Raw genomic sequence first — 24635 nt, forward strand, 5'->3', positions numbered from 1 at the left:
CTGATGAGGTTGTCGGGTCGGTGGTGTGGCGGCCGGGCCTGGTCGGGCCGGCCGCGCGGTGGGCAGACCGGGCCGCGGATCGCGCGGCCGGCCTGGTGGTATGGGTTGAGGTGAGGGTGGGCCGGGTGGTCAGCCGGCCGGCGGCACCGGAGCGCGCAGTGCGTCGGTGAGCGCGGCGAGGGCGCCCTTCGCGGTGTCGTCGGAGTGCACGGCGCGATCCCACGCCATGCGCAGGTGCAGTTCGGATCCTTGGGTGACGGACACCGCGAAGGGACCGCGGACCGCTCTGCCGTCGATGTGGATCTCGCGGCCGGTCACGCCGCCCAGGCGCAGAGGCGGGCGCTGCCGGGCGTCGTCGACGGTCAGCAGCCCGTCGAGATGGCCGGTCCAGCCGGAGCCGGCGGCCCGGGCGGCGTGCACCACCTCGTCGAAGGGAGTACCGGCATGGTCCAGGTCGTCCCACCATGCCCCCGCCGTCTCCTCCGGTGACGCGGGAGCCGTCCCCGTCGCGGTGGGAAAGACCACGGTGTTGAGGAAGCACCCGAGCACCGGGGCCGCGCCGGGCGGACGGCCACCCCATGGATAGCCGAGCGGCACCACATGGCCGCTGCCGTACAGCACCGTCGCGGCCGCGCGGCAGGCGTCGAGCAGCCGGGGGAACGACGCCCCGGCGTCGGGCGCGGGCATCCGCAGCTCGGCCGCCCCGCTCGGCAGCATGCCGGGGCCCGAGGTCTCCGGCCGTGGCGCGGGCGCCTGTTCACGCACCGCGCGGAGCCGGTCGCCCCAGTACGCCATCGCCGCGGGCGAGCCCGCCCGCTCCTCCGCGTCCAACTGGAGCAGCACGGCCTCGCGGTAGGCGTCCAGTTCGGCGTCGACATCGGCGGGTGACGGCCCGCCGCCCCCGACGCCGTCGGTGTAGGCGGCGCCCAGTTCCTCGGCGATCCGGGCCAGCGACCGACCGTCGCACGCAGTGTGTTCCAGCACGACAGCGAGCACTTCCCGCTCGCCGGCGGGCTCGTCCTGCGCCAGGAACAGCCGCAGTGGCGACCCCTGCGGAGCCCAGTCGCGCAGGGCCCGTCGCAGGGCGGCGGCCGCGTCCTCGCCCGATGCGGCGGACATCTGCACCACCGGCACATCCGGCTGCGCCAGCCGGAGCACGGGGGTGCCGCGCAACACGGCCGGCCGGGCGCGCAGAACGGGGTGCAGCGCCGCAAGGTGCTCCGCGGCCGCGGCGAGGCGCCGGGCGTCCACCGTGCCGCGCGGGAACGAGAAGAACATCGGCACGAGATCCGGCCGACCGGCCGGGTCCATGGACCGCACCAGCACGAAGCGACGCTGGGCGCCGGTGACAGGCAGCAGGGCCGAGGCCGATGCCCCGTCGCCGTCGTCGAGCCGGTGGTAGCGAGCCAGGTACTGGCGCGTGATGCTGAGCACAGGAACCTCTCTGTCATGGCAGACCGCGCCACCGGGACGACCGGGGCGACAGGCAGCGAGTGGGGGGGCACGCGGGCGGGGCCTGGTGCGGTGTGGGCTGGCGGGAGCGGGAGCGGGAGCGGGAGCGGGGGCGCGGGCCGCTTCAGCCGCGGGACGCGGGTTCGGCCGGCTCGCCGGCGGCGCACGCCGGGGCGTCGCCGTCACCTGTGGCGGTGACCGGCAGCTCCGTGTCCGTGTCCCCGGTGGTGTCCGGCAGTTCACGCATCCGGCGCAGCGGGGAGAGCAGCAACGGCAGCGGTACGACGAGGAACCCGGCCGCGCACCACGCCAGTGCCACGCGAGCCCCGAACGCGTCGGCCAGCGCGCCGCCGGCCAGGGCGCCGAGGGGCAGGGTGCCCCACATCACGAACCGCAGGGTGGCGTTCATCCGCCCGAGCAGCCGCGGCGGGCACAGGACCTGACGGAAACTCACCTGAGCGACGTTGTAGACGACCGCTCCGAAGAAGACCACACCGGAGCCGACGGCGAACAGCGCCGCCCCCGCACCCTGCCCGGACAGCGGCCACAGCAGTGCGAAGGGTCCGGTGACCAGCGTGGACAGCCAGATGATCCGGGCCTGGCCGAGCCGGGCGGCGAGCGGGCCCGCGCACAGGGCGCCGGCCAGCCCGCCCACCGCGGCGGCGGACAGCACCAGGCCGATTGCTCCGGGCTCCAGGCCGAGCACCCGGACCAGGAAGACGGCCTGAGTGGCCATCAGCATCGCCGAGAAGAGGTTGGCCAGCCCGGTTGCCGCGGCGATCACCCGAAGCAGGCGGTGGCCGAACACGAAGCGCAGCCCTTCGGCGACGTCCGTACGCAGCGAGCTCCCCGGCACACGCTGCGGGCGGCTCTCCGGCCGCTTGATACGCCACAGGAACAGGGCGGAGACGGCGTAGCCGGCCGCGTCCGCCACGATGGCCAGCGGTGCCCCGAGCAGCTGTACAAGACCACCGCCGATCCCCGGGCCCGCGACCTGTGCCGAAGAACGGACCGTCTCCAGCGCCCCGTTGCCCGCGACCAGCTGCTCTTTCGGCAGTAGCTGGGGCAGAAAGCTCTGGTGCGCCACGTCGAAGAAGACTGTCGCCACGCCGGTGACCAGGGCGACGACGTACAACTGCGCCATCGTCAGCGCCTCGGCGACGGCGGCCAGCGGGACACTGGCCATGGCCATGGCCCGTACGAGGTCGGCCCGGATCAGCAGCGGCAGCTTGCGCATCCGGTCGACCCAGGCCCCCGCGGGCAGCCCGACCAGCAAAAACGCGGCGGTCTCGGCGGCCGTGAGCAAACCCACCTGAAAGGCGGGTGCGTTGAGCTGGAGTACGGCTACGAGCGGCAGCGCGACCAAGGTCACCTGGGCGCCGAGCTGTCCGGCCGCGGCTCCGGCGAGCAGAAGACGGAAGTCGCGCATGCGCAGCGGGCCGCGGTTCGCGGCTCGGGGTCTGACGGGCATGCCTGTGACATTCCAGGACCAGCCGGTCAACAGTCAAAACGCAGAGCACAGATTCAGTCGGTTTTCTTCACGCTTTGCGCACTCAGACAGGAAATTTTCCGTCAGATCATGGCAAGTACCGGATGTTCGGCATGTGCTGTACCCCGGCGCGCCATGGGCCTCCCGCCGGTCGCCGCCCAAGACCGATCCGCCGCGCACCCAGCGTCACAGGCCGCACCCTGACCGAAAACAGCTATCGATGTCCCCTTATTCACCGAACCGTTCACTTCACCCGCTATGCGCTGCGCTGCGTACCGCCGTTGAACCGGTCGGTGGGAGCCCGCTCCGCAGGCCGCCCGACCAACTCGGTCCGGGGCACTGCACGCGTTCGCGTCCGACCTGAGGAGCTTCACGCGGACGGACGAGTGGTTCCTCGGGTCCCTCAGCTACTTCAGCCTCAGCAAGATCGCCGCGATCTACGCCGCCCACCGTCAACGTCTCGGTGACGAGGAGGCAGCCGTAGACCAGTTCCGTCGGCAGCACCGGTACCTGGCCACGCAGCACAGACTTGCCTTCGGCCCGGCCCTGTTGCTGCTCGGTGAGGAGCTGCCGTACGGCGACGGCGTCCGGCTCTACTTCACCGGCACGTTCCGACCGAGACTTGAGCCGGCGGCGCTCCAGGACATCCCGCGGGCCCAGGAGGTGATCAAGGCTGGCGGCATGGTCAACTCCCTTGCGCTGGCCCACTTGGTCTTCAAGCAACCGGACCCGTTCTTCCTACCGCCGCCGGAGTTCGAGGGCTCGGCCGGACCGCACCAGGTCACCATGGTGCTTCCCCGTCAGCATCTTGTCTGGGGATCGGCGACCGGCCGGGTCCTGGCGAAGGCGCTGTCCGGGCATCCGGTGCCGGTCTCCGGGTTCGGCACGCTCCATCCCGACCAGGGCGAGCTGCGACCGTTTGCCCTCCGTACCGTGGACCGCCGGTGAGGTAGTGACCCACGCGTGCCGCGGCAGGACCTGGCCGGCGCAGTGGTCGAGGCCACCGGGGCGAGTTGCCCTTCCCCCTTTCGCCCCCTTCCGCCCCCTTCGCGCCTGCGGGAACGCCTGCGGCGCTTTCTCCATCCAGTCCTGGCACGATCCAGTCCTGGCACGGCACGGCACGGCACCGGCACGGCGGACAACGCTTCCCTGAAATCGGACCTTCGACGCCGGGTCAGGAGCGCTGTGCGCCGTGAGCGCCTACTACCGGCGTTGCGCGGATTGCCTACATGAAGGGAGAGCCACGTCGAGTGGCCGCACGGCATGCGTATCCGCAGCTCCCATCCGTTGGGCAGGGCGGATTCCTTCGAGTGGGGCAGTGTCGCTGCCCCACTCGCCAACTACGCCTCAGTCATTGAAGGCGGCGAGGGCGAGGCGCTTGCCGATGCTGGAGGCGGCGTTGGTTTCGGAAGAGGCTGTGCCCACCGCGTACACGCCGCGTCGGTTCAGATCGGGGGAGGCGAAGACCCCGCTTGTGTAACCGAGGTCGCTTCCTGTCTTGCCCCACAACACCGAGCCGTCGGGCATCGGGAAGGACATCAGCCCGATGCTGTAGCAGGCGGAACCCTTGTCGGGCCCGACGTTGCAGTTGGAGCCGTCTGCGTAAGGGAGAAGCCTGCCGTCGGCGCCACGGGGCAGAGCGCGCAACTCGGCGGCCTGAGTGGGGCGCAGTAGACGGCCGTTGAACAGGCCGGTGATGAAGCGATCGAGGTCGACGGTCGTGGAGATCATGCTGGAGGGGTTGCCGCCCTGCTCGTTGACGTCGACCAGCTTGCCCTTGCCGTCGGGCACGTATCCGGGCAGATACGGACGGGGTATCCGCACGTTGTGGGCCGGCGCGGAGGTGTCGTGCATCTTCAGCGGGACCAGGACGCGGGCGGTGATCTCGCGCTTGAGGGAGTGACCGGTGAGTTCTTCGATCAGTTTCCCGGCGATGCGGTAGCCGAAGGAGTTGTACTCCTGCTTGGCTCCGGGCGTGAATCGCGGGCCGGGCCAGGGCCTGCCCTTGGGCCGGAGCGTCTGCTGGATCACCTGGTCGAAGGTGTAGTAGTCGAAGCGGTTGTCGATCACCTCGTCCTGGGACGGCGCGGGTGCGCCTTCGAAGTCCTGGGGCAGGCCGCTGGTGTGGTTGAGCAACTGCCGTACGGTGATGGGCTCGAACGTCTCCGGCAGCAGGCCCGGCATGTAGTGCTGCACCGTCTCGTCGAGGTCCACCCGGCCCTCTGCGGAGAGCTGCAGCAGCACCACCGCTTCAAATGTCTTGGCGATGCTGCCGATACGGAAGTGGGCCTCGTCCTTGACCGGCTTGCCGGTGACAAGATCCCCGGACGCCCCGTGCCACGTCTGCCCTGCCTTGCTCACCCGGGCCACGGCACCTGCCACGCCGTCGCCCGGGTGTACCGCGATCGCCTCGCGCAACGCCGTGGGGTCCAGGTCCGCAGGCCTCTGCGCCGCCTGCGCAGGGGCAATCGCGCCGAATGCCACGGTGGCGGCCGTCAGAGCGGCCATGGCGAGGGTCGAGGAACGGCGCATGCGGGTCTCCAGTCAGGAACAACAGGGGGTACAGGTATTTCAGGAACTGCGTCGATTCTCGCCACCCAAGATCGTCGGATCATCCGGGGTGCCCCTGAGTCAACCCTGAGAAGCCCCTGGCGGGTACCCGGGGCAGTTGACCGACTGTGCGTGGGCCGTTCGCCTGGGGCGCTTGGGCGGGCGAAGGTATGCCGCGCGAGTGCCACCATGCCTGGAACTGGTTCATGCCAATGATCTGGACAACCAACAAGCCCCAGGCCACTGTCGTGGGGCACGGCAGCCCCTCGCCTCCAACTACCGGCGGAGCGGTTGTCGAGGTCTGTTCAGCTGGTCATCGGTTACCCTGCGGCCTGCAGCGATCGGCCGAGGTCATCGCGGTTGCTGTACTTCGCAGTTGTACGGCTTGCCTCTCGCACTGCCGAAAGAGATCGGTTCGTGCCGGCTACAGTCCGCGCAGCGCTTCGTACAGATCGTCATAGGCACTCCAGCAGTCGATCGATCCGTCGTCGTTCAGGCTGCCCATGTACCAGTCGTTGTCATGAACGGGCTTCACCAGACACAAGCTGTGAAACCCCAGCACGATCTCGGGATGCACAACCTCTTCGGCATTCGGCACGCACCACATCACGGTCCGGCTGGTGTGCAGGGCAGTGGCCTGCTGGTCCCCGGACACGTCACGGATCTGTTGAAGAGTCCACCCTGCGGGTAGATACGCGCCTGTCATTCCCCGATGATCTCAGTTGCTCGGGGTGCCGACGGAGCTGCCAGTGGGCAGGACGGTGACCTCGTAATGGTTGCTGCTGGTTGCTGCTGGCCAGGTAGAGCACGAAGCACCACCGGGCAGTTCGCCGTCGACGTAGGCGAAGGCGCCGCGGTGACCCACGTGTATGGCGGCCAACTGAGGCCAGGGCCCTGTAATGGCTCCGTGGACACCCGCGCACAATAGGGAAGTACTGCGCCGCCCGAGCGCAGAGCCACAGGGGGAACTGAGGTGCACAAGGTGAATGGCGAGGCCGCCTTCGTCGTACTCGTGGTGGTGGTCGGCTTGGTGATACGTCAGCAACTGCGCACCCGTCCGGTGCGGCGCATCGGTTCGCTGATCGCCCCGGGGGTCCTGGGCGTCCTGGGTGTCGCGGGGATCGCCTTAGGTGTCTTGTCGGTCGTCAAGGATCACTCGCTGACCGCACTGCCCGTCATCCTCCTGGTGGTGAGCCTGGCCGTCGCGGCGGGCTTCGGCGCTGTCAGGGCGCGGACTGTGCGGGTCTGGCGTGACCCTCAGGGCGTAGTGCTGCGCAAGGGGACAGCGGCCACTACGGGACTATGGCTGGCCTCGGTGGGCGTGCACCTCGGGCTAGGGCTGTGGATTGACCATGTGGCCGGGCCCGGCGTGCTGGGGACCGTGTCTCTCTACGCATATATGGCGATCGGCCTGGGGACGCAAAACCTCCTGGTACGTAGCCGGTCCGCCGCGCTGTGAACCGGGCCTGACGCGGCCAGCCGGCTCAACCCCGGCTCGCAACAGCGGTGTGGACATGTGTGCATCCTGCCCGATGTGCGCCCGCCGCGACGTGTGGCCCGCCTCTGCGGCGGGCGGGCAGGCTGCGGCTTGCCAGTGATCCACTTCGGCCGATCGGTTCGCCCGTCATGCCCGTTCGCACTGCCTGTCCGATAGCCCTGAGTGCCGCCGAACACGTGCGGTTGAAGAAGATGACCTACGGCCACACGACCGAGCACCGGCTGCGAGTGCGTGCGCAGGTGGTGCCGCACGCCGCGCGCAGACGAGAAGACCTCCATCCAGGCCCGGTGCCGCTGCCACCCCACCCTCGCCCCCGGACAGGCCGGGGCGATACGCATCAACCACACCTACGGACGCGGCGGCGCCCTGGCCGTTCCCGAACGCCGCGATGGTCCATACTCCCGTGCACGCCTCCTGGCTGAACCAGGTGGAAATCTCCTTCTCCGTCGTCCAGCGCAAAGTGGGCCCGCCCAACGACTTCACCAACCTCACCGAGGTCAGGGACCGGCTCCGAACCTTCGAAGACCGCTACAACGCCACGGCACAGCCCTCGGTCAATGCGGACATCAGCCTGTCAGCGTCCTCTTGCGACCATTCTCTGTCCTGCGTCGCCTCCATCAGTTTGAGGTAGCGGCCGCGAAGGTGGCGACGGTCATCGAAGGGGCTCTGGAGCCTTGGTGGCCCGGTTGTCGAAGTCCTGGCGGGCTGCCAGGACCTCTTGGGCGTGTTCTACGGACCATTCGGCGATGGCGTTGGTCAGCCGCCCGGCCTCGACCCCGAGTTCGGTGAGTCCGTACTCCACGCGAGGCGGAACGGTGGGGTAGACAGTGCGGTTCACGAGGCCGTCTCGTTCCAGCGCACGGAGGGTCTGGGTCAGCATTTTCTGCGTGATTCCGTCGAGGAGTCGCCGCAGCTCGTTGAAGCGCATCGGTCGGCCATGTCGACGAAGGGCCCCCAGGACGTACAGCGCCCACTTGTTGGCAAGCATCTCGACGACGGTGCGCGACGGGCAGTCGCGGCGGTAGGTGGCCAGCCAGTCCTCGGAGACTTCACCCAGGTAGGTATCCATGAGGTACCTAGATATCAATCAGGTGCCTACTTCACAAGAGGTACCCATGCGACCAAGGATGGTGTCGCGGCCGACCCGAACGGTTCATCCATCCAAGGAGACATCCCTATGACTACCCGCATGCGTGCGGTCAGCCAGTACGCCTATGGCGGTCCGGAGGTTCTGGAAGTCGTCGAGACCGACAGGCCGACGCCAGGTCCGGGCGAGGTGCTGGTGCGTGTCCGGGCCGCGGGGGTGAACCCGGCCGACTGGAAGATTCGCGCCGGAACGGTGCGAAGGTTCGGCGATCCGCCGCTCACCCTGGGGCTGGACCTGTGCGGAACCGTGGAAGCGGTCGGCGACCGGACGACGCGATTCCAGCCGGGCGACGACGTGTACGGATGCGCTTTCCCGCCGCACGGCGCCTACGCCGAGTACGTAGTCGCACCGGCGGAGGCGCTCGCCGTCGCACCGGGAGGCATCGATCACATACACGCCGGCGCCTTGCCGGTCGCGGCGCTCACCGCCTGGCAGCCGCTGATGAAAGTCGCCGCCGTCGGAACCGGGCAGCGTGTACTCATCCACGCGGCAGCCGGCGGCATCGGTCATCTCGCCGTGCAAATCGCCAAGGCGCGCGGCGCGTATGTCATCGGCACCGCTCGGGAGAGCAAGCACGCGTTCCTGCGTGACCTGGGCGCCGACGAACTCATCGACTACACCACCACCGACTTCGCGGCGACCGTCCGCGACATCGACGTGGTCCTGGACCCGATCAGCGGCGACTACGGCCCACGGTCGCTCAATACACTCGCGCCGGACGGAATCCTCATAGACGTCAGAGGCTCTGGTCCCGACCGAACCGCCGTCCGGGAGCAAGCCATGGCACATGGCGTGGGGTTCGTCGAGTTCGGGTTCACCCCCTCTGGCGCCGATCTGGAGAGCATCGCCAACCTGGTGGAACGGGGCAGTCTCCACGTCGCCGTCAATCAGGTGCTGCCGCTGGAAGCCGCGGCCAAAGCCCATGAGCTCAGCGAGACCAACCGGGTGCAAGGCAAGATCGTTCTCACTCCTTAGAGCTGTTGGAACCTTCATTCCCTTGGTCAATTTGTCGTCAACGGGAGCAAGGGGATGGGCTAGGTTCGGCTCGTGCACGACACCGAGATCACCATCAAGCTCACCTCCGACGAGGCGCTCGTTCTCTCGGACTGGCTGGAGCGAGTGCAAATGACGGATCTCAGTCGCCTGGTCGATGATCCGGCCGCGTGGGCCCCCATTCACAGGCTCGCAGGGACGCTGGACAAGTCCCTTCCCGCGATCTTCGCCGCTGACTACGCGGAGCGTCTGGACGCAGCGCGGCGCCGTCTCAAGGAGAGCATGGGCAGCTTCGCCGAAGAGCAAGACGACTGAGTCGGCTGCCCCGTCCGCCAGCACGATTGCGTGAAAGCCCGTTCTCGATCTGTGCAGCGATCCTCCGCCGTATCGAGCACCCTGTTCGCACAGGTGTGAAACGCTCCACTGAACGCGACGATGTACGTAACAGGGCTTCGCGTGGCCGGAGTTGCGCAGAGGCACTGACGCGTCGGAGAGGGCCGAGGGAGCTGTTGGGGGAGTCGGACCGGCCGGTGGCCGGTCCGTACCGGCTGGTGGCCGAGCTGGGGCGGGGCGGCATGGGGCGGGTGCTGCTCGGTGTCACGCCGGACGGGCGCCTGGCCGCGGTCAAGGTGGTGCGCTCGCAGTTCGTGGAGGACGACGGATTCCGTACGCGCTTCCGCCGCGAGGTAGAGGCGTCCCGCAGGGTGTCCGGCGCGTATACGGCCGCCGTGGTCGATGCGGACGCGGATGCGCCGCTGCCGTGGCTGGCATCAGTGTTCGTACCGGGCCCACCCTGAGCGAAGTCGTGGAAACCGTCGGTCCGTTGACGCCGAAGACAGCGGTGCGCCTGGCCGCAGGTCTCGCCGCCCTGGCCGAGATCCACCGGGTCGGGCTGATCCACCGCGACCTCAAACCGTCCAACGTGCTGCTCGCCGCCGACGGACCCAGGGTCATCGACTTCGGGATCGCACGGGCCATCGACAGCGAAGGCGGCACCGAGATCACCCACGGGCTGGCTGGTCGGCTCCCCTGCCTTCATGTCTCCGGAACAGGCCGAGGGCCGTGAACTCACCCCGGCCATTGACGTGTTCTCTCTCGGCGCGGTGCTGGTCCAGGCGTGCACCGGGCGGAGCCTGTTCGCCGGTACCTCCACGCCGCAGACGCTCTACAACGTCGTACACATCGAACCCGACCTCACCCCACTCCCGGACGAGCTTCGCGGCCTCGTTGCACGGTGCTTGGCCAAGGACCCGTCCCAGCGGCCCACTCCGACCGAGATCCCGCAGCTTCTTGGGCGGCCGGCCCCGTCCGCGCGGCCCTGGCCCGCCGCCGTACACGCCCTGATCGACGAGCAGCACGCCGAGATCACTCGGGTCCTCGGTCTGCTGGAAGACGGGGGCGTGCTGGTGGAATCCGGGGCCGAGACGGTCGTCCGCACCGCGCCGGGAGCAGGTGGCACCGCGCCTCCGCCCGGGGGCCTGGCCCCGCAGGATCTCGGCGTTCCGCCTGTCTTTGGGGCCGCGGATGAGCTCACCGAGACCGCGCTCCCGGCGGCGGGGGCGTCCGCGGGGCCGGTTCCGCCGGCCGGCGCTGCGGCGGCATCCGACGGGCCGCTGGAGGATCCGGCGGGGCGTCGGCGCCCGAGCCGCCGTGTGCTCCTGCTTGGCGCGCTCGGCGCCGGTGCCGCCGCGGCGGTCGCTGTCCCGCTCACCCTGGACCGGCTCTCGGGTTCCTCGGTCGCGGGGGCTTCCGGGGCATCCCCGTCGCGGACTACATCGCCGTCGGAGACGGTAAGTCCGAGCGCGTCGCGGTCCCCGTCGTCCAGTCCCGAGCAGGCGTCCAGGTTCACCCTGTCGGACAAGTGGGACACCATGCTGACCGCCACGGATTTCAGCCGAGACGGCAAGTTCATCGCGGTCGGTGACCTGGACGGCGGCGTCGTGCTCCGGCACAGCCCCACCCTGGAGATCGCGGCCGTCCTCAGTGGGCCCGGCGGGACGGGGGTCGACAACACCACGTTCGACCTGGTGTTCAGCCCGGACGGCTCGCTCCTCGCCAGCGTGGACAAGTACGTGACGATCACGCTGTGGGATGTCGCGTCCCGCAAGAAGGCGGCCACGCTCGACGGCGACAAGAACCAGAAGGAGCCCGAGTACGCGACCCTGGCGTTCAGCCCGGACGGAAAGATCCTGGCGCACAGTGCCAACACCACGATCACGTTGTGGGATGTCAGGTCTCGCAACCTGGTCGCCACGCTCGTCGACCCCGCGGGGCCCACGGCGAGAGTGACCGAGGGGGCGGTGCTGTGCATGAGGTTCACCTGGGACAGCCGCACCCTCATCGCCTCCACCTACACCGATAAGCTGCGCTTCTGGGACATCCGCCGGCGGAGGGTTACCGCAACTGTCCAGAAAGCCGGGTACGGCCTGATCGACCTCGCGGTCAGCCCGGACGGCAAGGTCCTCGCGGCTACCTCTAGAAACGAGGTCAAGCTGTGGCGCCCTGGCAGCCGTACAGAGATCGAGATCCTGACCTTCACTCAGGAACCCATCAGCGCCGTGGCGTTCAGCCCGGATGGCAAGTCCTTGACCGCCAGCGAGGGGGGCGGGGCGGTCCAGGTCTGGTCCACCACCACCTGGAACCCGATCCGCGTGCTCGACGAAAGGATCGAGGAGGCGGCCAAGGCCATGAATGAGGCCGAGGCGCGGCAGACCCTCCCGGATGCTCTCTCCTTCAGCCCCGGCGGCGACCTCCTGGCCGAAGCTTTGGGCTACCACCTGGCTCTCTGGAAGCTCAGCTGATCTTGAGAGGGCGTGGCAGCTATCGCTGCTCCGACCATGATTTCCTCGGTCCTCGGGGGCCGTGGCCAGATCCTCCGACGCGTACGCCGAGTCAGCACCGGCCGCGCACCCCTGCACGTCGACTCCATCGAGCTGGCCGACGTCTTCGCTAACGCCGTCGCAGGGGGAGTCTCCGCCGCGCGCGCAACTTGACTGGGAGGGAGGCGACTTAGAGGAGCTAACAGAAAGCTTCTGTGTCGCCATGTCTCGCTTCCTGGTGGCTCGTTGGGCATGTCATGGGGAAGGGGAAGGGCCCGCCGTGGCTGGTGAGGGATGACTTGTGGGCGAGGTTCGAGCCTCTATTGCCGGTCCGTGAGCGCAGATCTCGCAATGCGGGGCGTCTGCCGCTGGATGACCGCCGGTGCCTGCAGGGGATCCTGTTCGTGCTGCATACCGGCATCCGATGGGAGTGGCTGCCACAGGAGCTCGGGTTCGGGTCGGGGATGACGTGCTGGCGCCGGCTGCGGGACTGGAACGAAGCTGGCGTATGGGACCGGCTCCACCAGGTGCTGCTGACCGAGTTGCACCAGGCGGGGAAGCTTGACTGGTCCCGGGCGGTGATCGACGGCTCGCATCGGCAGGCGCGTCGGGGCGGCCCAAAACGGGGCCGAGTCCGGTCGACCGTGCCAGACCGGGCTCGAACACCATGTGATCACCGACGCGCACGGCACCCCGCTGGCCATCACGCTCACGGGTGGCAACCGGCATGATGTCACCCAGTTACTCCCCCTGCTCGACGCGATACCGCACATCAGGGGCCGTACCGGCAGACCTCGCCACCGGCCCCGGCGGCTGTTTGCCGACCGCGGTTACGACTTCGACAAGTACCGCCGTCTGATGTGGAAGCGCGGGATCAAACCGGTCATCGCCCGACGAGGCGTGCCGCACGGCTCCGGGCTCGGCACCGTCCGCTGGGTGGTGGAGCGCACAAACGCCTGGATTCACGGTTTTCGCAGGCTACGGATCCGCTGGGAGATCCGCGACGACGTCCACGAAGCATTCCTCAAACTGGCCTGCTGCGTCATCACCTATCGACGCGTCCAAGCATTCTGTTAGCTCCTCTTATCGCTTGCCCATCGTGGCGACGTCGATGGGCACCGCGGTCCCGACGGCCGGGCTGGGCACCGGGGCCGGGGCCGGGGCCGGGGTGAAGTCGAGATCCTCCGAGTAGTCGATGGTGGCGCACCTCTCGACCTCGCCGTCCTCGACGGTCTTGCCCCCCGGTGCGTGGAAGCTCGGGGTGCAGTTGAGGAACAGCACACCGGCGCTGAGGAGCTTGCGGCGCTGGTCGTCGCTGCCGGGGTCGACGGTGAAGTCGTCACCGATCACGAGGTCGTCCTGTCCGTCCTCGTCTCCCTTGAGGGCGATCTGGAACGACTGCAAAGCATCGGCCGGCGGCGCGCCCTCCCCGGGAGCCGGCGCGAAATTCTTCACAGAATTTCCATGTGAGCGCACAACCATTCATCTCGCTGTCGGGTCTGCTGTGCGAGTTCGTTGAACTCCGTACCGATCCGGGCTCCGCCGTCCGTGTTCCACGCCGGCGGAGCCCCCAGGCCTTTTCGAGGAACACATGCGCATTCGTGCCACTGCTGCCGCACTGTCCGGCGCCCTGGCCATATCCGCCCTCGCCGTCCCCGCCGCCCAGGCCGCGGACGGCTCGGGCAACGGCGCCGCCAAGGCGCAGCTCTCGTCGTCCGCCGCGAAGATTCCCACCAACGCGGCAGCGGACGACTCACAGGGTGACACCACGATCACGAACGTCACCGTCAACGGCGGCAAGGACATCGTGGTCGGCACCAGCCTGAAGAAGACGTTCACCGTCTCGGTGACCGCCACCGACCCGTCCGGCATCTACGACGGCTACGCGTTCCTGTGGCACGGCACCGACCTGAACTCCGAGACCGGTGTCGACGGTGCCATGACCCCGAGCGAGGACCACGGCACCTGCAAGGCGGTCAACAGCACGACCTCCACCTGCTCGGTCACCCTTGTCGCGGACCCGAATTCCAACATCTACAGCAACATCCTCGCCGGCCGGTGGCATGTGTACGCCTCCGCGGTGGGCAACGACGGTGACTACTCCATCAAGGACGACTACCGGTCCGGCTGGGTCAAGCGCGCCGCCAAGCTGACCACCAACGCCTCCCCTGAGCCCGTGACGAAGGGTGCGACCCTCACCGTCACCGGTGCGCTGACCCGGGCGAACTGGGACACCCTCAAGTACGGGGCCTACGGCGTGGGCTCGGTGCAGCTGCAGTTCCGCAAGGCGGGCACCAGCAGCTACACCACCGTCAAGACGGTCACCTCGGACAGCCGCGGCAACCTGAAGACGACCGTGAAGGCCGACGCCGACGGCTACTGGCGCTATGTCTGGGCCGGTACGTCGACGACCTCGGTGGCGACCGCCACCAGCGACTACGTCGACGTGAAGTAGGCGGCGCGGGCGGGGCGATGAGCCCTGCCCCGCGCGTCGGCCGCCCGGCGCACGGACCGGCACAGGTCCGCGCCGGGCGGCCGGCAGCACAGCCGAATCACCAAGGCGCCCTCGGGCGGCGAGTGCGTCGGCGAGCCGGCCTCGGGCCGCGAGTGTGCCGGCAAGCCGGCCTCGGGCCGCGAGTGCGCCGGCAAGTCCCCGGTCGACCGCACCAAGCAGGGCATCAAGTGGTCCCAGCTCACCCTGCGTAGCCTGATTCGCCGGGCCTGGTACACCCACCGCTGGACCACCCGCCCGGCCAGCCACCACATCCGATATCCCCAGCTCAGCACCTACCAGCGGACGCTCTGAACGGTCGGTTTTGCCGAGGGGGCCGTACGGTCATCGGGGTTCGTTTCCGCTCGTTGGCGCGTGCGCGGTCGGCTTGCTCGGCTCCGACCGGGGGTGTTGGGCCAGTGCGGTGTTGGCGGCGTCGAGGATGTTGCGGAAGGTGCGGGTGATAACGGGCCGCGCGAGGAGCCGGGTGAGGAGGGCACCGAGCAACGGGACGGGGATCTCGGCGCGGGTGGTCCAGCGCACCTGGGTGCCGCCGTCGACCTCGGTGAACGTCATGCGACCGAGTTCGTGCCGGGACGGCGGCAGACTGCGCTCGACGACGTACTCGGTGGCGTACGGCGGGTCGTAATGGGTAATGCGTTCCCGGAACCAACCGATCAGCCAGAGGTGACTGCGCACCGCGCCGACGCCGTAGGGCGCGGCCTCGCCGCGCCGAGTCAGGCGGCAGCGCAGCACCAGAGGCGAGCTCGTGTAGTTGGTGGTCGTGGTGAGCCAGGCGAATACCTCGTCGATCGGGGCGTCGATGACGCGTTCAACGGTCATGGTTTCCATGGCAGGTGTCCTCCTCTGTCGAGTGGGCGCACCGTCTCGGCGCGGTGCAGCTTGTCCGGGTTGCGGATGCCGTAGAGGCCGGTGATCCGTCCGTTGTGGATCTCGAACGCGACCAGCCAGTCGAGTTCACCGCCTGTGAGGAACCGTGCCGCGGGCATACCGTTGTACGTGGCGTGCTCGACGCGGGTCGTCGCGGCGCTGGTGCGGATCACGCCGAGGACGAACCGGGCGACGTCGTCGCGGCCGGTGATCGGGCGGCGGGCGGCGACCACTTTCCCGCCGCCGTCGGAGATCTGTACGACATCCGGTGCCAGCAGGTCCATCAATGCCTGGATTTCGCCGGTCGCCGCCGCGCGCAGGAACCGCTGGACGATCTCTCGGGTGGCGTCGGAGTCGGGCTCGAAGCGGCGCCGGCGCGTGTGGACGTGCCGGCGTGCGCGATGGGCGATCTGCCGGACGGTGACCTCGGACTTGCCGATCGAGGCGGCGATCTCGCCGTGGGTGTAGCCGAACACGTCGTGCAGCACGAACACCGCGCGCTCGGCCGGGCCCAGCGTCTCCAGGACGAGCAGCATGGCCATCGACACCGACTCGGCCAGGATCGCGTCTTCGCTCACCTCAGGTGCGGTGCGGATCGGCTCGGGCAGCCACGTGCCGACGTATTCCTCACGCCGTGCCCTGACCGCGCGCAGGTGATTGAGGGCCTGCCGGGTCACCACACGGACCAGGTAGGCGCGGGGATGCTCGACCGCGGCCGGATCGACCGCGCTCCACCGCAGGTAGCTCTCCTGCAGCACATCGTCGGCGTCGGTGGCGCTGCCCAGCATCTCGTAGGCGATGGTGAACAGCAGCGGACGGTGCTCGGTGAAGGCGTCCTCAGCCATGGCCGACCCCAACTCGTTCCCTGGTGCGGTGACCGGTGCACAGTCGCCACACCGTCCCCGGCATACCTGCCCCCACCACCAGCACGCGTCGGTACCCCGTCACCACACCCGGCTCCTCTCCTCGGACGCCCATCGAGACACCCCACGCCGGCGAAGCGTGACAGTCCGTCAGTGTGATCCACCTCACGCCGCGGGTTCGATGGGGTCTGGAGCCCGTCCACCGCGGCCATGGACCGCAGAAGAATCCGACGGCCCGGAAGGCGTCGCGCCCCTTCGCCCGGCCGATCTGAAGGGATTTCAGGGCCTCGATGGAGAGGACGTCCTCGGCCCAGGGCACCACCTCGATGCACTTCGCATCATCGGCCTGGCCGTCGCCGTCCACGTCCAGGCAAGCGGCCTCGCCGAGTTCACCGTTGACGTAGATGCGCAGCTGCCGGGCGAAACCGTCGTAGACGAGTGCGATGTGGTTCCAGTCCGTCACGCTGTTCATGGGCTGGGCGTTGCCCGCCCAGTCGTACTCGGTCTCTGCTGTGTCGGCCCGGGCGGTGACCGCTTGCCACAGCCCGTCACCTGTTTTCGTAGGGTTCGGCACGAATCCCATGGCAAAGCCGCTGGCATTTGTTGCTTCGGCGCTCACCAGCGCCGCCGGACGGGTGGGTGCCGATGCCGCCTGCGCCCATGCGGTCACGGTGAAACTGGTGCTTGTGTCGAAGGGAATCGCGCCGGAGGCGTAGTCCCGTACGCCGTCCAGCACCAGCCCGCCGTACCCCAGGCCCCCCCGCCCGGAACCTGCTTCGCCCCGCCACCCGGCGTCATGGCCGGTCCCCGCGCCACCGAGTTGTCTCCCGGGGTGGTCGCCCGGTCGAACTGCCAGCGTCCGGTCAGGACAGGTCGGCGCCGGACGAGCTGGTGGATCTCACCCTCGGAGACCGGGCGGTCGAAGACGCGCACGTCGTCGATCTGACCGGCGAGGTGGTCGGTGTAGGTGCCGCGGTAGAGGGCCCGGCCGATCTGCAGGGCGCCGCCGTCGCCGTACCAGGCCTGGGGGGCTGCGGTGCTGTCCTGGAGGATGCCGTTGACGTACAGGCTCACCCGTGTTGTCCACCGTGTCGTGCACGGCGGCCAGGTGTGCCCACTTGCCGATACTCGCCTTCTGCTTCGAGGCGACGCGTTGCTGGGTGAGCCCGCCATCGGTGGCGTCCTTGGTGGCCAGACGTACGCTCCACACGCCGCCAGGGGCTTCATAGGACAGGTAGAAGGCGCTGAGGAAGCTGCCGTTCTGGGCGACGACGGTCTGGTTGCGGGTGGCGTCGGTGACCCGGGCCCACGCGGTGACCGTGTAGGACCGTTCGGTGTTGAAGTGCGCCGCGTCCACCGAGGCGTAGTCGTCCTTGCCGTCCAGCGTCAGCGCATTGACCGCCACCCCCGCCGTGCCGGGCTCGGCGCCGCCGTGGAAGGCGGCTCGAAGGTCGCGGGGAACAGTCTTGCTGTCGGTAGCCCGCCCAACCCCGTTGAGAGCACCCGATGTAAGCGTCTTCGACGCGCCGAGACCGGCATCCCCGTTCCCCCACCCACAAAAATGAAGATTCCATGAAGAAGTTGTGAGCGGGAACGTAGGCGCAAGCACGTTCGCCCGGGTAGCTGCACGAAACGGTGTCTATAGCAAGAAACCGGCATTCCGGATTGTGAAGATAGGTGACTCCGTTCACCATGCCGTGAGGTTGTACCGCTTCAAGTCGCATTAAGGGTGAGAACGTGCCAACGGAGGCGTCACCGCGCAGTTGGGACGCGGATGCCCGATTTCGCAGGGGGTGAGCGTTGGCATGGCTCGTTTCCCGAGCGCTCCGTGGTCGTGGTCAGCCTCGGGTCGAAGTGCACGGGCGACGAGGTCTACGGCGGCAACCCGAAACTGCGGGCAGCAGGCTGATCACAGGGCGACTGCTGCACCGGTGATGAGGCCGGCCAACTGTCGGGCGGGCCCGGTGGGGTTGGCAGGGTGGACGAGTTCGGTGCGGTGCACCAGGCGGGGCTCTTTCACCGCAACGGCTGCGCCGCCGAGCGTGGCGGCCAGCGGCAGGGGCAGGGCGGCGAGGCCGTGGCCGGCGGTGGCGAGCGCGGCGAGGCCGTGCAGGTCGGTGCCGCGGTGGCGGACCCGAGGGTGGAAGCCGTCGATGCGGCACACGGCGCGCAGCCGGTCGAGGGGGACGGCGGTGTCGGGGGCGTCGATCCACTGAGCTTGCGTGAGGTCGGTCAAGCGCACTGAGCGGCGCAGTGCCAGGGGATGGTCGTGGGGGAAGAGCACGGCCAGGGGCTCCTCGGCTGCGGCCAGCGTGGTGGTGGGCCCGAGGTCGGGTAGCGGCAACGGGTCGCTGGGGGCGGCGACGCCGTCGACGAGGCCGAGGTCCGCGCGTCCGGTGAGCACGTCCTCGATCACCGCCTCTCGGCCCAGCATTCGCACCTCAAGGTCCAAGGGGTGGGCGATGGAGTGCAGATGGGCCAGGGCCCGCGCGATGGCGGGGCCGAGAGCGGCGGGCGAGCACGCCAGGGTCAGTCGGGTGGAGTGGGTGTGGTGCAGGCGGGCGATGTCGGCGCGGGCGACGTCCAGGCGCAGCAGCAGGGCCGGGGCGTGCTCCATCAGTCGTGCTCCGGCCGGGGTGGGAGCCACGGGGCGGCGTTCGACCAGCCGGGTGCCCAGGTCGGCTTCGAGGGCGGCGATGTGTTGGGAGACGGCGGACTGGGTGTAGCCGAGGGCCGAGGCGGCGGCGGAGAACGAGCGGTGGTCGAGGACGGCGACGAAGGTGCGGAGCAGATGCGGATCCATGTGCATCAGCATCGCTTATGCATGGTGCAAGGATCATCGTTGGACCTGATGTGGGATGGGGTTGCAGGATCGTTGCCATGAACCACACCGCACGCATCGCCCTGGTCGGGGACCGCTCCGACGCCGTCCGATCCCATGCCCGCATCCCCGGCCTGCTCAAGGCGCTGCGCGTGCGCGACGGGCTGGACCTGGACGCCTACTGGATCCCCACCGAGGACGCCGACCAGGGCATGGGTGGCTTCGACGCGGTCTGGGTCCTGCCCGGCAGCCCCTACCGCAGCGAGGCCGGCGTCCTGGCAGCGATCCGGGCGGTACGTGAAGGCGGCATTCCCTTCCTGGGCACTTGCGGCGGCTTTCAGCACGCGCTGCTGGAGTTCGCCCGCAACGTCTGCGGCATGACGCGTGCCGGCCACGCCGAGAACGCCCCGGAGACCACTGACGAGGACGCTGTGGTCGTCCCGCTGGCCTGCTCCCTGGTCGGCCACGAAGGCGCCGTCAAGGTCACCCCCGGCTCCCGGGCCGCCCACCTGCTCGGCGCCGACCGTACGCAGGCGCGCTACCACTGCAACTACGGCCCCAACCCCCACCATCTCGACGTCCTGCGCGAACATGGCCTGGCTTTCACCGGTACCGACGAATCCGGCGACATCCGCATCGCCGAACTGCCCGCCCACCCCTTCTTCCTGGCCACCCTCTTCCAGCCTGAACTGGACGGCGACGGCACCCGGGCCCACCCGCTGATCACCGGACTGGCCACGGCCGCCGTCGACCACGCCCGCACCCGATGAGCGTGCGCACCACGCCGGCCTGGGTGAGCGCCCCGTTCCATGCCTGGCTGCGCGCGTGCACCGTGCCAGAGGCTCACGCCCGCAGCCCGCTCGCCACCGTTCCCGAAGCCGCGCTCAGCGCCACCCGAGTCGACCGGTATCCGACCCTGGCCGGCATCGCGCCCGGTCCGGCCACCTGTCCGAGGGGTCAGTCGCCAGCGCGATAGGCAAGGACTGGATTCCTCGCTGGTGACCGACACTTCCTCGTACCCTGTGCGCCAGCGGATGCTTACGACGCGGTCGCCGTCCGCTACGCCGAATTCGCCCGCAATGAGCTCGACGCTCTTCCGCTGGATCGTGCGGTGCTCGCTGCGTTCTCCGAGCTCGCGCTGACCACCGATGCCGGACCGGTCGCCGAGCTGGGATGCGGCCCTGGACCGGGTGACCGCGCACCTGCGGGACCTGGGGCTGGACGTCTTCGGCGTCGACCTGTCGCCGGTGATGATCGATCTCGCCCGCGAGGCATACCCGGACTTGAGGTTCGAGGTCGGTTCCATGGACACCCTGGACCTGGCCGAGGGCAAGCTGAACGGCATCGTGACCTGGTATTCGGTCATCCACACACCACCGCAGAACATGCCCTCGTACTTCGCCGAGTTCCGGCGGGTACTCGCGCCTGGCGGCCACCTCTTGATCGCTTTCTTCGAGTCATGTCGGCAGGTTCGGATATTCCCGTGTGCGGAACAGCCCCTGGCTGATCAGCCATGTGTAGAGTCACCGATGGTGACTGATGACTGGCGGCAGGACCGGATCGGCAGCGCACTTCGGGGTGCGAATCCGACAGTGCTCCAGGGGCTGGAGGCCGGTTCGCGGTGATCGGGGACGTTCAGTTCCTGCCGGGATACTCGGTGCTGCTGGTGGATGATCCTGCTGTGCAGCGACTGTCGGAGCTCTCCCGCATAAACCTTTCGCGCGTGCCGCCCTCCGGATGATGAGGTGGCACGGTGACCAACCACGATGAGGCGGCGGCTGTCCTACCGATGACACTGGCTTGGGTGAGCCGGCACCTGGAGGTCGGCGAACGGATCGTCAGGACCGAGGCGCTGCACGGCGGCATCACTGCCGAAATGCGGAGGCTGACCATCGGCACGCGGGACGGAAGCACCCGTGACCTGGTGCTGCGGAGCTTCGTCGACCCGTTCTATGTGGGACACGCCGAGGACTGGCTGAACAGGGAGGCCGGCGCCCTGACCCTGCTCACGGGGACCGGTGTGGCGGCTCCTGGACTGGTCGCGGTTGATCCGACCGCCGCGCATTGCGAATATCCATCGCTCCTGATGACACATCTGGCAGGCCGGACGGTCCTCGACGATGAGGGATTGGAGACACGCGTCCCTCTGCTGGCCCGTCAACTCGTGGCGATCCACGCGTTGCGACCCGCCGAGCGGCCCCGGGAGTATGTGGCGTTGACGACCGCCGACACAGTCGTGACTCCGAAGGGCGCCGACGCGGCGACATGGGCCGCGGCGATCGACGTGATCCGCAGGCCCGCGCCGCCCTATGAAGGGCGATTCCTGCACCGGGACTTCCAACCCGGCAACGTGCTGTTCGACGTGCCGCCCCCAAGCCCGGCAGGTCCCCGGATCACCGGCGTCGTCGACTGGGCAGCGACCTCCTGGGGCCCGGCGGATCTCGATGTGGCGCACTGCTCCACCAATCTCGCGCTGCTGCACGGCCCGGCGTGGGGTCTGCGGTTCGCTGAGGCGTATGAGGAGGCCGGCGGGGTGCTGGCCGCGGCCGCGAGCGAGCGGCTGTACTGGCAGGTGCGTGACGGGCTGGCGTTCTCAGAAGAAGTGCAGCAGGTGGCGCAGCCATGGCGGGAGGCAGGGAGGACAGAGCTGACGACGCGAGCCGTGGAGGAGCGGCTGGATGCCTATGTCACCGCCCTGATGGACGCGCTGGGCTGAGCCAAGGCGGTCCGGGGCGCGGCCCGGACCTCATCGTTCACCGCTCAACCAAGCGGAGAATCGAGGTTCGGCAGCAGCGGCGACGTCGTGATCGGCGGGCCACCTCGGCGGCATAGGCCGCTCTGACAGCGCCTGCGGCCCAGCGCTCGGCAGCGAACGGGCTGATGGCCAAGGAGCCGCTGAAGGACAGCTGGGGGCATCTGGACGCAGAGGTCGAGCAGGGCGGCACATCGTCCGGCGTCGGAGGGAAGGCCGATGTTCCGGAGCCGGGCGGCGAGTCGGCTGCTGGACAGCGGCTTGCCTGGCCGCTGGGTCGGGGAGAGCCAGGGTGCGTTGAGCTCGTTGGACGTCACCATGTGCTCGTGGTTGCGTTCGATGTCGACGAGCTGGAGGACGAGGTCGTCCAGGGGTGGCGGCAGCCGCAGCGGGGTCTTGTTGATCCGGAGAGCGACTCCGTGGTCGTCGTGGTGGGCGTGGCCCGCCGCGTGATCGGCCGAGGGCTTCATCGGGACGGGACACCGGTCTCGCCGGTCCTGGACCACCACAACCTGCAGTTCCCGACCCCGTCGTGGAAGCAGGTCCGAGCACGACTCGGTGCCGGCACACCGCACACCGCAGCCACCCCGGACCACGACTTCTCCGACGAGACCGCCATCGACCACCGGCAGCGACAGCCCCGGTCATACCGAGACTCCCTCGGTTTCGATGTCGCCGCACACACTCTTTTCGTTGTGGGCAGCTCCACCGCGTTCCGCGAGCACGGCACCGCGCTGCGCGGCCTCGTCGACCAGGCCCCGTCATACCGGCACCGCTCCCCGGACGCCGGGCACCTCTGCGTCGAGCTCAGCCCTGGCCCGCGGTCACGGGCACGTACCCGCCCCCTTGCACATCCAGTACTGCAACCCTTGGCTGATATGACGGCCCTTCGGGCGCTCTCGCACTCTTCGCGGCCATGACCCAACCGACCTGACCACGCCCGAACTTCGCCAACGTCGCCCTCGCCGCCAGAAACGCTCGCACGCGACTGACCCCAGCGGCCTCCAGTACCGGCGGCCCGGCGTCACGGGCCGCCGGAAAGCCCTCAGACGTCGGCCGGGCGGCGCGGCTCGCGGCGCATCGACCACAAGGTCGGGCCACCGCCCGGGAGTTGGACCTCGCCGAGCACCGTGAAGCCGAAGTGCTCGTAGAAGGGGAGGTTGGACGGCTTGGAGGATTCCAGGTAGGCCGGCAGGCCGGCCGCGTCGGCCTTGGCGAGGCCCGAGCGGAGGAGCGCGGCTCCGTGGCCCTGACCCTGGGCGGCCGGGTCTGCACCGACCACGGCCAGGTACCAGTGCGGCTCCTGGGGTCCGTGCCCGGCGGCCGCCGCCGCGGCCTGCTGGAACAGCGGAGCCCGGTCGCCCAGGATCTCCGCGAGCTCCTGGATGGTCTCCGCGTCGGGAACGGCCTTGTCCTGTGCGCCCGGCGGCACCCAGAAGGCGGCCGCCGCCTCGGTGTGTTCGCAGACGCCGTGGTGGACATACTGCCGGGCGAAGATCGTGGTGAAGTAGCGTCCCAGCCCCGCCTCGCGCGTGGTGTCGTCGGGGAAGAACCAGCGCATCATCGGGTCGTCGTCAAAAGCGCGAGCCAGGGTGCGGCCGATCAGTGAAGCGTCGTCGATCGTTGCCGTCTTCGGAGTATTCGTTATCGACATACGGGTCATTCTGCACCCGATGATCTTCGGTGGCCGGGCCGGGGCCCGGTTACTCACGAGGGCCGATGAGACGTCCTGAAATGGAAGTACAGGGAGCGGCCGTCAGCGAGGAGAGCCGGCCGGGGCCCGTGCTGACGCATGCTCAGGTCTGACCCAGGTCCGTCACGCGACTCATCGGACGGGCCCTGTGTGCTGACCGGAGGATCACGGCGTCGCAGGCTCCTGGACATGCACAGCACGCTGACGGAGCACGCCCGGTGTCTGTTCGGGGACGAGTACCGACCTGCGCCTGAGTGTGAGTGTGACCACCAGGAGCACTACTTCATCGACGAGTTGACCTTCGCTGACGCGGGTTCGATCCTTGCGATGTTGCATGAGCTGTGCCCGCACGTGGTTGACGGCCTTCCGCCGGTCCGGGTGCGCAACCTGGCCTATCGACTGGTGCTCTTGCAGCGACAGGACGAGCCGGCGCTGATGCGAGAGGCATCCGAGAGCCTGTGGCTTCCGGGCAGCGCCGGGAATGGCGGTACGCCTGGAACGCCGAGGACCAGCTCGTCCGCATAGCTACCCCCCGTCGCGGATCGTGGACGTATACCTACGACCCGCTGGGACGATGGATCGGCAAAAACCAGCGACTGGGCGAGCGGGACGGGCAGCAAGTAGCAGTCGAGGAAACCGTCTTCGTCTGGGACGGCACACAACTGACGGAGCAGTACAGCGCACTGGCCGATGGCAGCTGCCGCACACTGACCTGGGACTGGGAGCCAGGCACCTGGACTCCCCTCTCCCAGACCGAGCGCGCCAGACCGAGCGCGCCTGGCGCCCGAACCAGACAGCGGACCAGACCGTGATTGACGAGCGCTTCTACGCGATCGTCACCAACTTGAGGACACTCCCAGCGAACTGGTCACCCTCGACGGGCGGACCGCCTGGTCTGACCACGCCGACACGTAGGGACAGTGGGACGCAGCTGGGCTACGGCGCCGAGCCTGCGATTCGGATGGAGTACGACGACCACCGCAATTCCATCAGCGCTCATTGCGCAAGGAAAATTCGACAGGCCATGAAGAAGGAAATCGACGAGATCCGGCGCGTGCATGGCACCAAGTACGATGCCGCGATCAAGGAGATGGTCGACCATCTGCCGCACAACAAGGGCTTCCAGAAATACCTGACAGACTACGGCTGGAAGATCCGAACTGTCTCCTAAAATGA

At 68.8% G+C, this 24635-nt stretch carries 26 protein-coding genes and 5 pseudogenes; 18 read left to right on the forward strand and 13 right to left on the reverse strand.

Features of this window, described 5'->3' with window-relative positions:
* Window positions 1-129 precede the first annotated feature (129 nt).
* Both KI385_RS41355 and KI385_RS41360 read right to left on the reverse strand, forming a co-directional pair.
* The gene (locus KI385_RS41355) at window positions 130-1434 is read right to left on the reverse strand and encodes a condensation domain-containing protein (protein ID WP_238577135.1); all 1305 of its coding nucleotides are present in this window, start codon (window positions 1432-1434) and stop codon (window positions 130-132) included.
* A 142-nt stretch (window positions 1435-1576) separates the two neighbouring features.
* Window positions 1577-2923, reverse strand: a complete 1347-nt coding sequence (locus KI385_RS41360) for an MFS transporter (protein WP_238577136.1) — start codon at window positions 2921-2923, stop codon at window positions 1577-1579.
* A gap of 567 nt (window positions 2924-3490) precedes the next feature.
* Here KI385_RS41360 and KI385_RS41365 point away from each other — a divergent pair.
* A complete protein-coding gene (locus tag KI385_RS41365; protein WP_238577137.1) occupies window positions 3491-3889 on the forward strand; it encodes a hypothetical protein in 399 nt (132 codons plus the stop codon).
* A 399-nt stretch (window positions 3890-4288) separates the two neighbouring features.
* Here the strand turns inward: KI385_RS41365 and KI385_RS41370 are convergent, their stop codons facing one another.
* Window positions 4289-5473 carry a serine hydrolase domain-containing protein gene (locus tag KI385_RS41370; RefSeq protein WP_238577138.1) on the reverse strand — a complete coding sequence of 395 codons (1185 nt, stop codon included), beginning with the start codon at window positions 5471-5473 and terminating at the stop codon, window positions 4289-4291.
* A 442-nt stretch (window positions 5474-5915) separates the two neighbouring features.
* Entirely contained in the window at window positions 5916-6197 is a 282-nt protein-coding gene (locus KI385_RS41375; protein ID WP_238577139.1) for a hypothetical protein, read from the reverse strand.
* Between the two features lie 267 nt (window positions 6198-6464).
* Here KI385_RS41375 and KI385_RS41380 point away from each other — a divergent pair, with 267 nt between their 5' ends.
* Entirely contained in the window at window positions 6465-6950 is a 486-nt protein-coding gene (locus KI385_RS41380) for a hypothetical protein (protein WP_238577140.1), read from the forward strand.
* Window positions 6951-7377: 427 nt separating this feature from the next.
* A complete protein-coding gene (locus KI385_RS41385) occupies window positions 7378-7620 on the forward strand; it encodes a hypothetical protein (RefSeq protein WP_238577141.1) in 243 nt (80 codons plus the stop codon).
* 21 nt (window positions 7621-7641) lie between these two features.
* Here the strand turns inward: KI385_RS41385 and KI385_RS41390 are convergent, their stop codons facing one another.
* Window positions 7642-8058, reverse strand: a complete 417-nt coding sequence (locus KI385_RS41390) for a winged helix-turn-helix transcriptional regulator (protein ID WP_238577142.1) — start codon at window positions 8056-8058, stop codon at window positions 7642-7644.
* A gap of 120 nt (window positions 8059-8178) precedes the next feature.
* On the opposite strand from KI385_RS41390, the gene KI385_RS41395 reads away from it, so the two are divergent.
* From KI385_RS41395 to KI385_RS41410, 6 genes and pseudogenes are all read left to right on the forward strand, one after another.
* Window positions 8179-9111 carry an NADP-dependent oxidoreductase gene (locus KI385_RS41395; RefSeq protein WP_238577143.1) on the forward strand — a complete coding sequence of 311 codons (933 nt, stop codon included), beginning with the start codon at window positions 8179-8181 and terminating at the stop codon, window positions 9109-9111.
* A 72-nt stretch (window positions 9112-9183) separates the two neighbouring features.
* Complete coding sequence (locus tag KI385_RS41400) at window positions 9184-9444, forward strand: hypothetical protein (protein WP_238577144.1); 261 nt, start codon at window positions 9184-9186, stop codon at window positions 9442-9444.
* A 194-nt stretch (window positions 9445-9638) separates the two neighbouring features.
* The gene (locus KI385_RS44330) at window positions 9639-9926 is read left to right on the forward strand and encodes a protein kinase family protein (RefSeq protein WP_342593504.1); all 288 of its coding nucleotides are present in this window, start codon (window positions 9639-9641) and stop codon (window positions 9924-9926) included.
* 26 nt (window positions 9927-9952) lie between these two features.
* Window positions 9953-10195, forward strand: coding sequence for a protein kinase domain-containing protein (locus KI385_RS44335; RefSeq protein WP_342593505.1), 243 nt, complete (start codon window positions 9953-9955; stop codon window positions 10193-10195).
* Window positions 10167-11930, forward strand: coding sequence for a protein kinase domain-containing protein (locus KI385_RS41405; protein WP_342593506.1), 1764 nt, complete (start codon window positions 10167-10169; stop codon window positions 11928-11930). The genes KI385_RS44335 and KI385_RS41405 overlap by 29 nt, the downstream gene beginning before the upstream one ends.
* A gap of 275 nt (window positions 11931-12205) precedes the next feature.
* Window positions 12206-13025 (forward strand): annotated as a pseudogene (locus tag KI385_RS41410) (IS5 family transposase).
* A 6-nt stretch (window positions 13026-13031) separates the two neighbouring features.
* Here the strand turns inward: KI385_RS41410 and KI385_RS41415 are convergent.
* A complete protein-coding gene (locus tag KI385_RS41415; RefSeq protein WP_238577146.1) occupies window positions 13032-13403 on the reverse strand; it encodes a hypothetical protein in 372 nt (123 codons plus the stop codon).
* 136 nt (window positions 13404-13539) lie between these two features.
* Here KI385_RS41415 and KI385_RS41420 point away from each other — a divergent pair, with 136 nt between their 5' ends.
* A complete protein-coding gene (locus KI385_RS41420; protein WP_238577147.1) occupies window positions 13540-14403 on the forward strand; it encodes a DUF5707 domain-containing protein in 864 nt (287 codons plus the stop codon).
* Window positions 14404-14556: 153 nt separating this feature from the next.
* Window positions 14557-14646: pseudogene (locus tag KI385_RS44785) on the forward strand (IS5/IS1182 family transposase); the annotation flags it as partial.
* A 138-nt stretch (window positions 14647-14784) separates the two neighbouring features.
* On the opposite strand, the gene KI385_RS41425 reads toward KI385_RS44785, so the two are convergent.
* The 6 genes and pseudogenes from KI385_RS41425 to KI385_RS41450 all read right to left on the reverse strand — a co-directional run bounded on the left by KI385_RS41425 (window position 14785) and on the right by KI385_RS41450 (window position 18996).
* On the reverse strand, window positions 14785-15291 hold the full coding sequence (locus tag KI385_RS41425; RefSeq protein WP_238577149.1) for an SRPBCC family protein: 507 nt from the start codon (window positions 15289-15291) through the stop codon (window positions 14785-14787).
* The gene (locus KI385_RS41430) at window positions 15279-16175 is read right to left on the reverse strand and encodes an RNA polymerase sigma-70 factor (RefSeq protein ID WP_238577151.1); all 897 of its coding nucleotides are present in this window, start codon (window positions 16173-16175) and stop codon (window positions 15279-15281) included. The genes KI385_RS41425 and KI385_RS41430 overlap by 13 nt, the downstream gene beginning before the upstream one ends.
* Window positions 16168-16929, reverse strand: a complete 762-nt coding sequence (locus KI385_RS41435) for a LamG-like jellyroll fold domain-containing protein (protein WP_342593507.1) — start codon at window positions 16927-16929, stop codon at window positions 16168-16170. The genes KI385_RS41430 and KI385_RS41435 overlap by 8 nt, the downstream gene beginning before the upstream one ends.
* The gene (locus KI385_RS41440) at window positions 16860-17267 is read right to left on the reverse strand and encodes a LamG-like jellyroll fold domain-containing protein (protein ID WP_238577152.1); all 408 of its coding nucleotides are present in this window, start codon (window positions 17265-17267) and stop codon (window positions 16860-16862) included. The genes KI385_RS41435 and KI385_RS41440 overlap by 70 nt, the downstream gene beginning before the upstream one ends.
* A 25-nt stretch (window positions 17268-17292) precedes the next feature.
* Window positions 17293-17802, reverse strand: a pseudogene (locus tag KI385_RS44340) (LamG-like jellyroll fold domain-containing protein); the annotation flags it as partial.
* Window positions 17803-18102: 300 nt separating this feature from the next.
* A complete protein-coding gene (locus tag KI385_RS41450; RefSeq protein WP_238578058.1) occupies window positions 18103-18996 on the reverse strand; it encodes a LysR family transcriptional regulator in 894 nt (297 codons plus the stop codon).
* A gap of 77 nt (window positions 18997-19073) precedes the next feature.
* On the opposite strand from KI385_RS41450, the gene KI385_RS41455 reads away from it, so the two are divergent.
* From KI385_RS41455 to KI385_RS41475, 5 genes and pseudogenes are all read left to right on the forward strand, one after another.
* Window positions 19074-19784, forward strand: a complete 711-nt coding sequence (locus tag KI385_RS41455; protein ID WP_238577155.1) for a CTP synthase C-terminal region-related (seleno)protein — start codon at window positions 19074-19076, stop codon at window positions 19782-19784.
* A 228-nt stretch (window positions 19785-20012) separates the two neighbouring features.
* Window positions 20013-20474, forward strand: a pseudogene (locus tag KI385_RS41460) (class I SAM-dependent methyltransferase); the annotation flags it as partial.
* A 72-nt stretch (window positions 20475-20546) separates the two neighbouring features.
* Window positions 20547-20722, forward strand: a pseudogene (locus tag KI385_RS41465) (diadenosine tetraphosphate hydrolase); the annotation flags it as partial.
* A gap of 81 nt (window positions 20723-20803) precedes the next feature.
* Entirely contained in the window at window positions 20804-21730 is a 927-nt protein-coding gene (locus KI385_RS41470; RefSeq protein WP_238578059.1) for a phosphotransferase family protein, read from the forward strand.
* A 362-nt stretch (window positions 21731-22092) separates the two neighbouring features.
* Window positions 22093-22686 (forward strand): hypothetical protein, encoded by a 594-nt coding sequence (locus tag KI385_RS41475; RefSeq protein ID WP_238577156.1) that lies wholly within the window; start codon window positions 22093-22095, stop codon window positions 22684-22686.
* A 125-nt stretch (window positions 22687-22811) separates the two neighbouring features.
* Here the strand turns inward: KI385_RS41475 and KI385_RS41480 are convergent, their stop codons facing one another.
* On the reverse strand, window positions 22812-23429 hold the full coding sequence (locus KI385_RS41480; RefSeq protein ID WP_238577157.1) for a GNAT family N-acetyltransferase: 618 nt from the start codon (window positions 23427-23429) through the stop codon (window positions 22812-22814).
* A 219-nt stretch (window positions 23430-23648) separates the two neighbouring features.
* On the opposite strand from KI385_RS41480, the gene KI385_RS41485 reads away from it, so the two are divergent.
* A complete protein-coding gene (locus KI385_RS41485) occupies window positions 23649-23984 on the forward strand; it encodes a hypothetical protein (RefSeq protein WP_238577159.1) in 336 nt (111 codons plus the stop codon).
* A 283-nt stretch (window positions 23985-24267) separates the two neighbouring features.
* Window positions 24268-24630: a hypothetical protein gene (locus KI385_RS41490; RefSeq protein WP_238577160.1), complete on the forward strand. Its 363-nt coding sequence runs from the start codon at window positions 24268-24270 to the stop codon at window positions 24628-24630.
* The last annotated feature ends 5 nt before the right edge of the window (window positions 24631-24635 follow it).

The sequence above is a fragment of the Streptomyces inhibens genome (genome assembly GCF_022221585.1).
GTDB classification, from domain to species: Bacteria; Actinomycetota; Actinomycetes; order Streptomycetales; family Streptomycetaceae; genus Streptomyces; species Streptomyces inhibens.

Excerpts from the sequence above, each read along its gene's own strand:
- KI385_RS41360 (WP_238577136.1), bottom strand. The coding sequence starts at position 2,923 with ATGCCCGTCAGACCCCGAGCCGCGAACCGCGGCCCGCTGCGCATGCGC.
- KI385_RS41370 (WP_238577138.1), bottom strand. The coding sequence starts at position 5,473 with ATGCGCCGTTCCTCGACCCTCGCCATGGCCGCTCTGACGGCCGCCACC.
- KI385_RS41375 (WP_238577139.1), bottom strand. The coding sequence starts at position 6,197 with ATGACAGGCGCGTATCTACCCGCAGGGTGGACTCTTCAACAGATCCGT.
- KI385_RS41385 (WP_238577141.1), top strand. The coding sequence starts at position 7,378 with ATGGTCCATACTCCCGTGCACGCCTCCTGGCTGAACCAGGTGGAAATC.
- KI385_RS41390 (WP_238577142.1), bottom strand. The coding sequence starts at position 8,058 with ATGGATACCTACCTGGGTGAAGTCTCCGAGGACTGGCTGGCCACCTAC.
- KI385_RS41395 (WP_238577143.1), top strand. The coding sequence starts at position 8,179 with ATGCGTGCGGTCAGCCAGTACGCCTATGGCGGTCCGGAGGTTCTGGAA.
- KI385_RS41405 (WP_342593506.1), top strand. The coding sequence starts at position 10,167 with ATGTCTCCGGAACAGGCCGAGGGCCGTGAACTCACCCCGGCCATTGAC.
- KI385_RS41420 (WP_238577147.1), top strand. The coding sequence starts at position 13,540 with ATGCGCATTCGTGCCACTGCTGCCGCACTGTCCGGCGCCCTGGCCATA.
- KI385_RS41425 (WP_238577149.1), bottom strand. The coding sequence starts at position 15,291 with ATGGAAACCATGACCGTTGAACGCGTCATCGACGCCCCGATCGACGAG.
- KI385_RS41430 (WP_238577151.1), bottom strand. The coding sequence starts at position 16,175 with ATGGCTGAGGACGCCTTCACCGAGCACCGTCCGCTGCTGTTCACCATC.
- KI385_RS41450 (WP_238578058.1), bottom strand. The coding sequence starts at position 18,996 with ATGGATCCGCATCTGCTCCGCACCTTCGTCGCCGTCCTCGACCACCGC.
- KI385_RS41455 (WP_238577155.1), top strand. The coding sequence starts at position 19,074 with ATGAACCACACCGCACGCATCGCCCTGGTCGGGGACCGCTCCGACGCC.
- KI385_RS41470 (WP_238578059.1), top strand. The coding sequence starts at position 20,804 with ATGACACTGGCTTGGGTGAGCCGGCACCTGGAGGTCGGCGAACGGATC.
- KI385_RS41480 (WP_238577157.1), bottom strand. The coding sequence starts at position 23,429 with ATGACCCGTATGTCGATAACGAATACTCCGAAGACGGCAACGATCGAC.
- KI385_RS41485 (WP_238577159.1), top strand. The coding sequence starts at position 23,649 with ATGCACAGCACGCTGACGGAGCACGCCCGGTGTCTGTTCGGGGACGAG.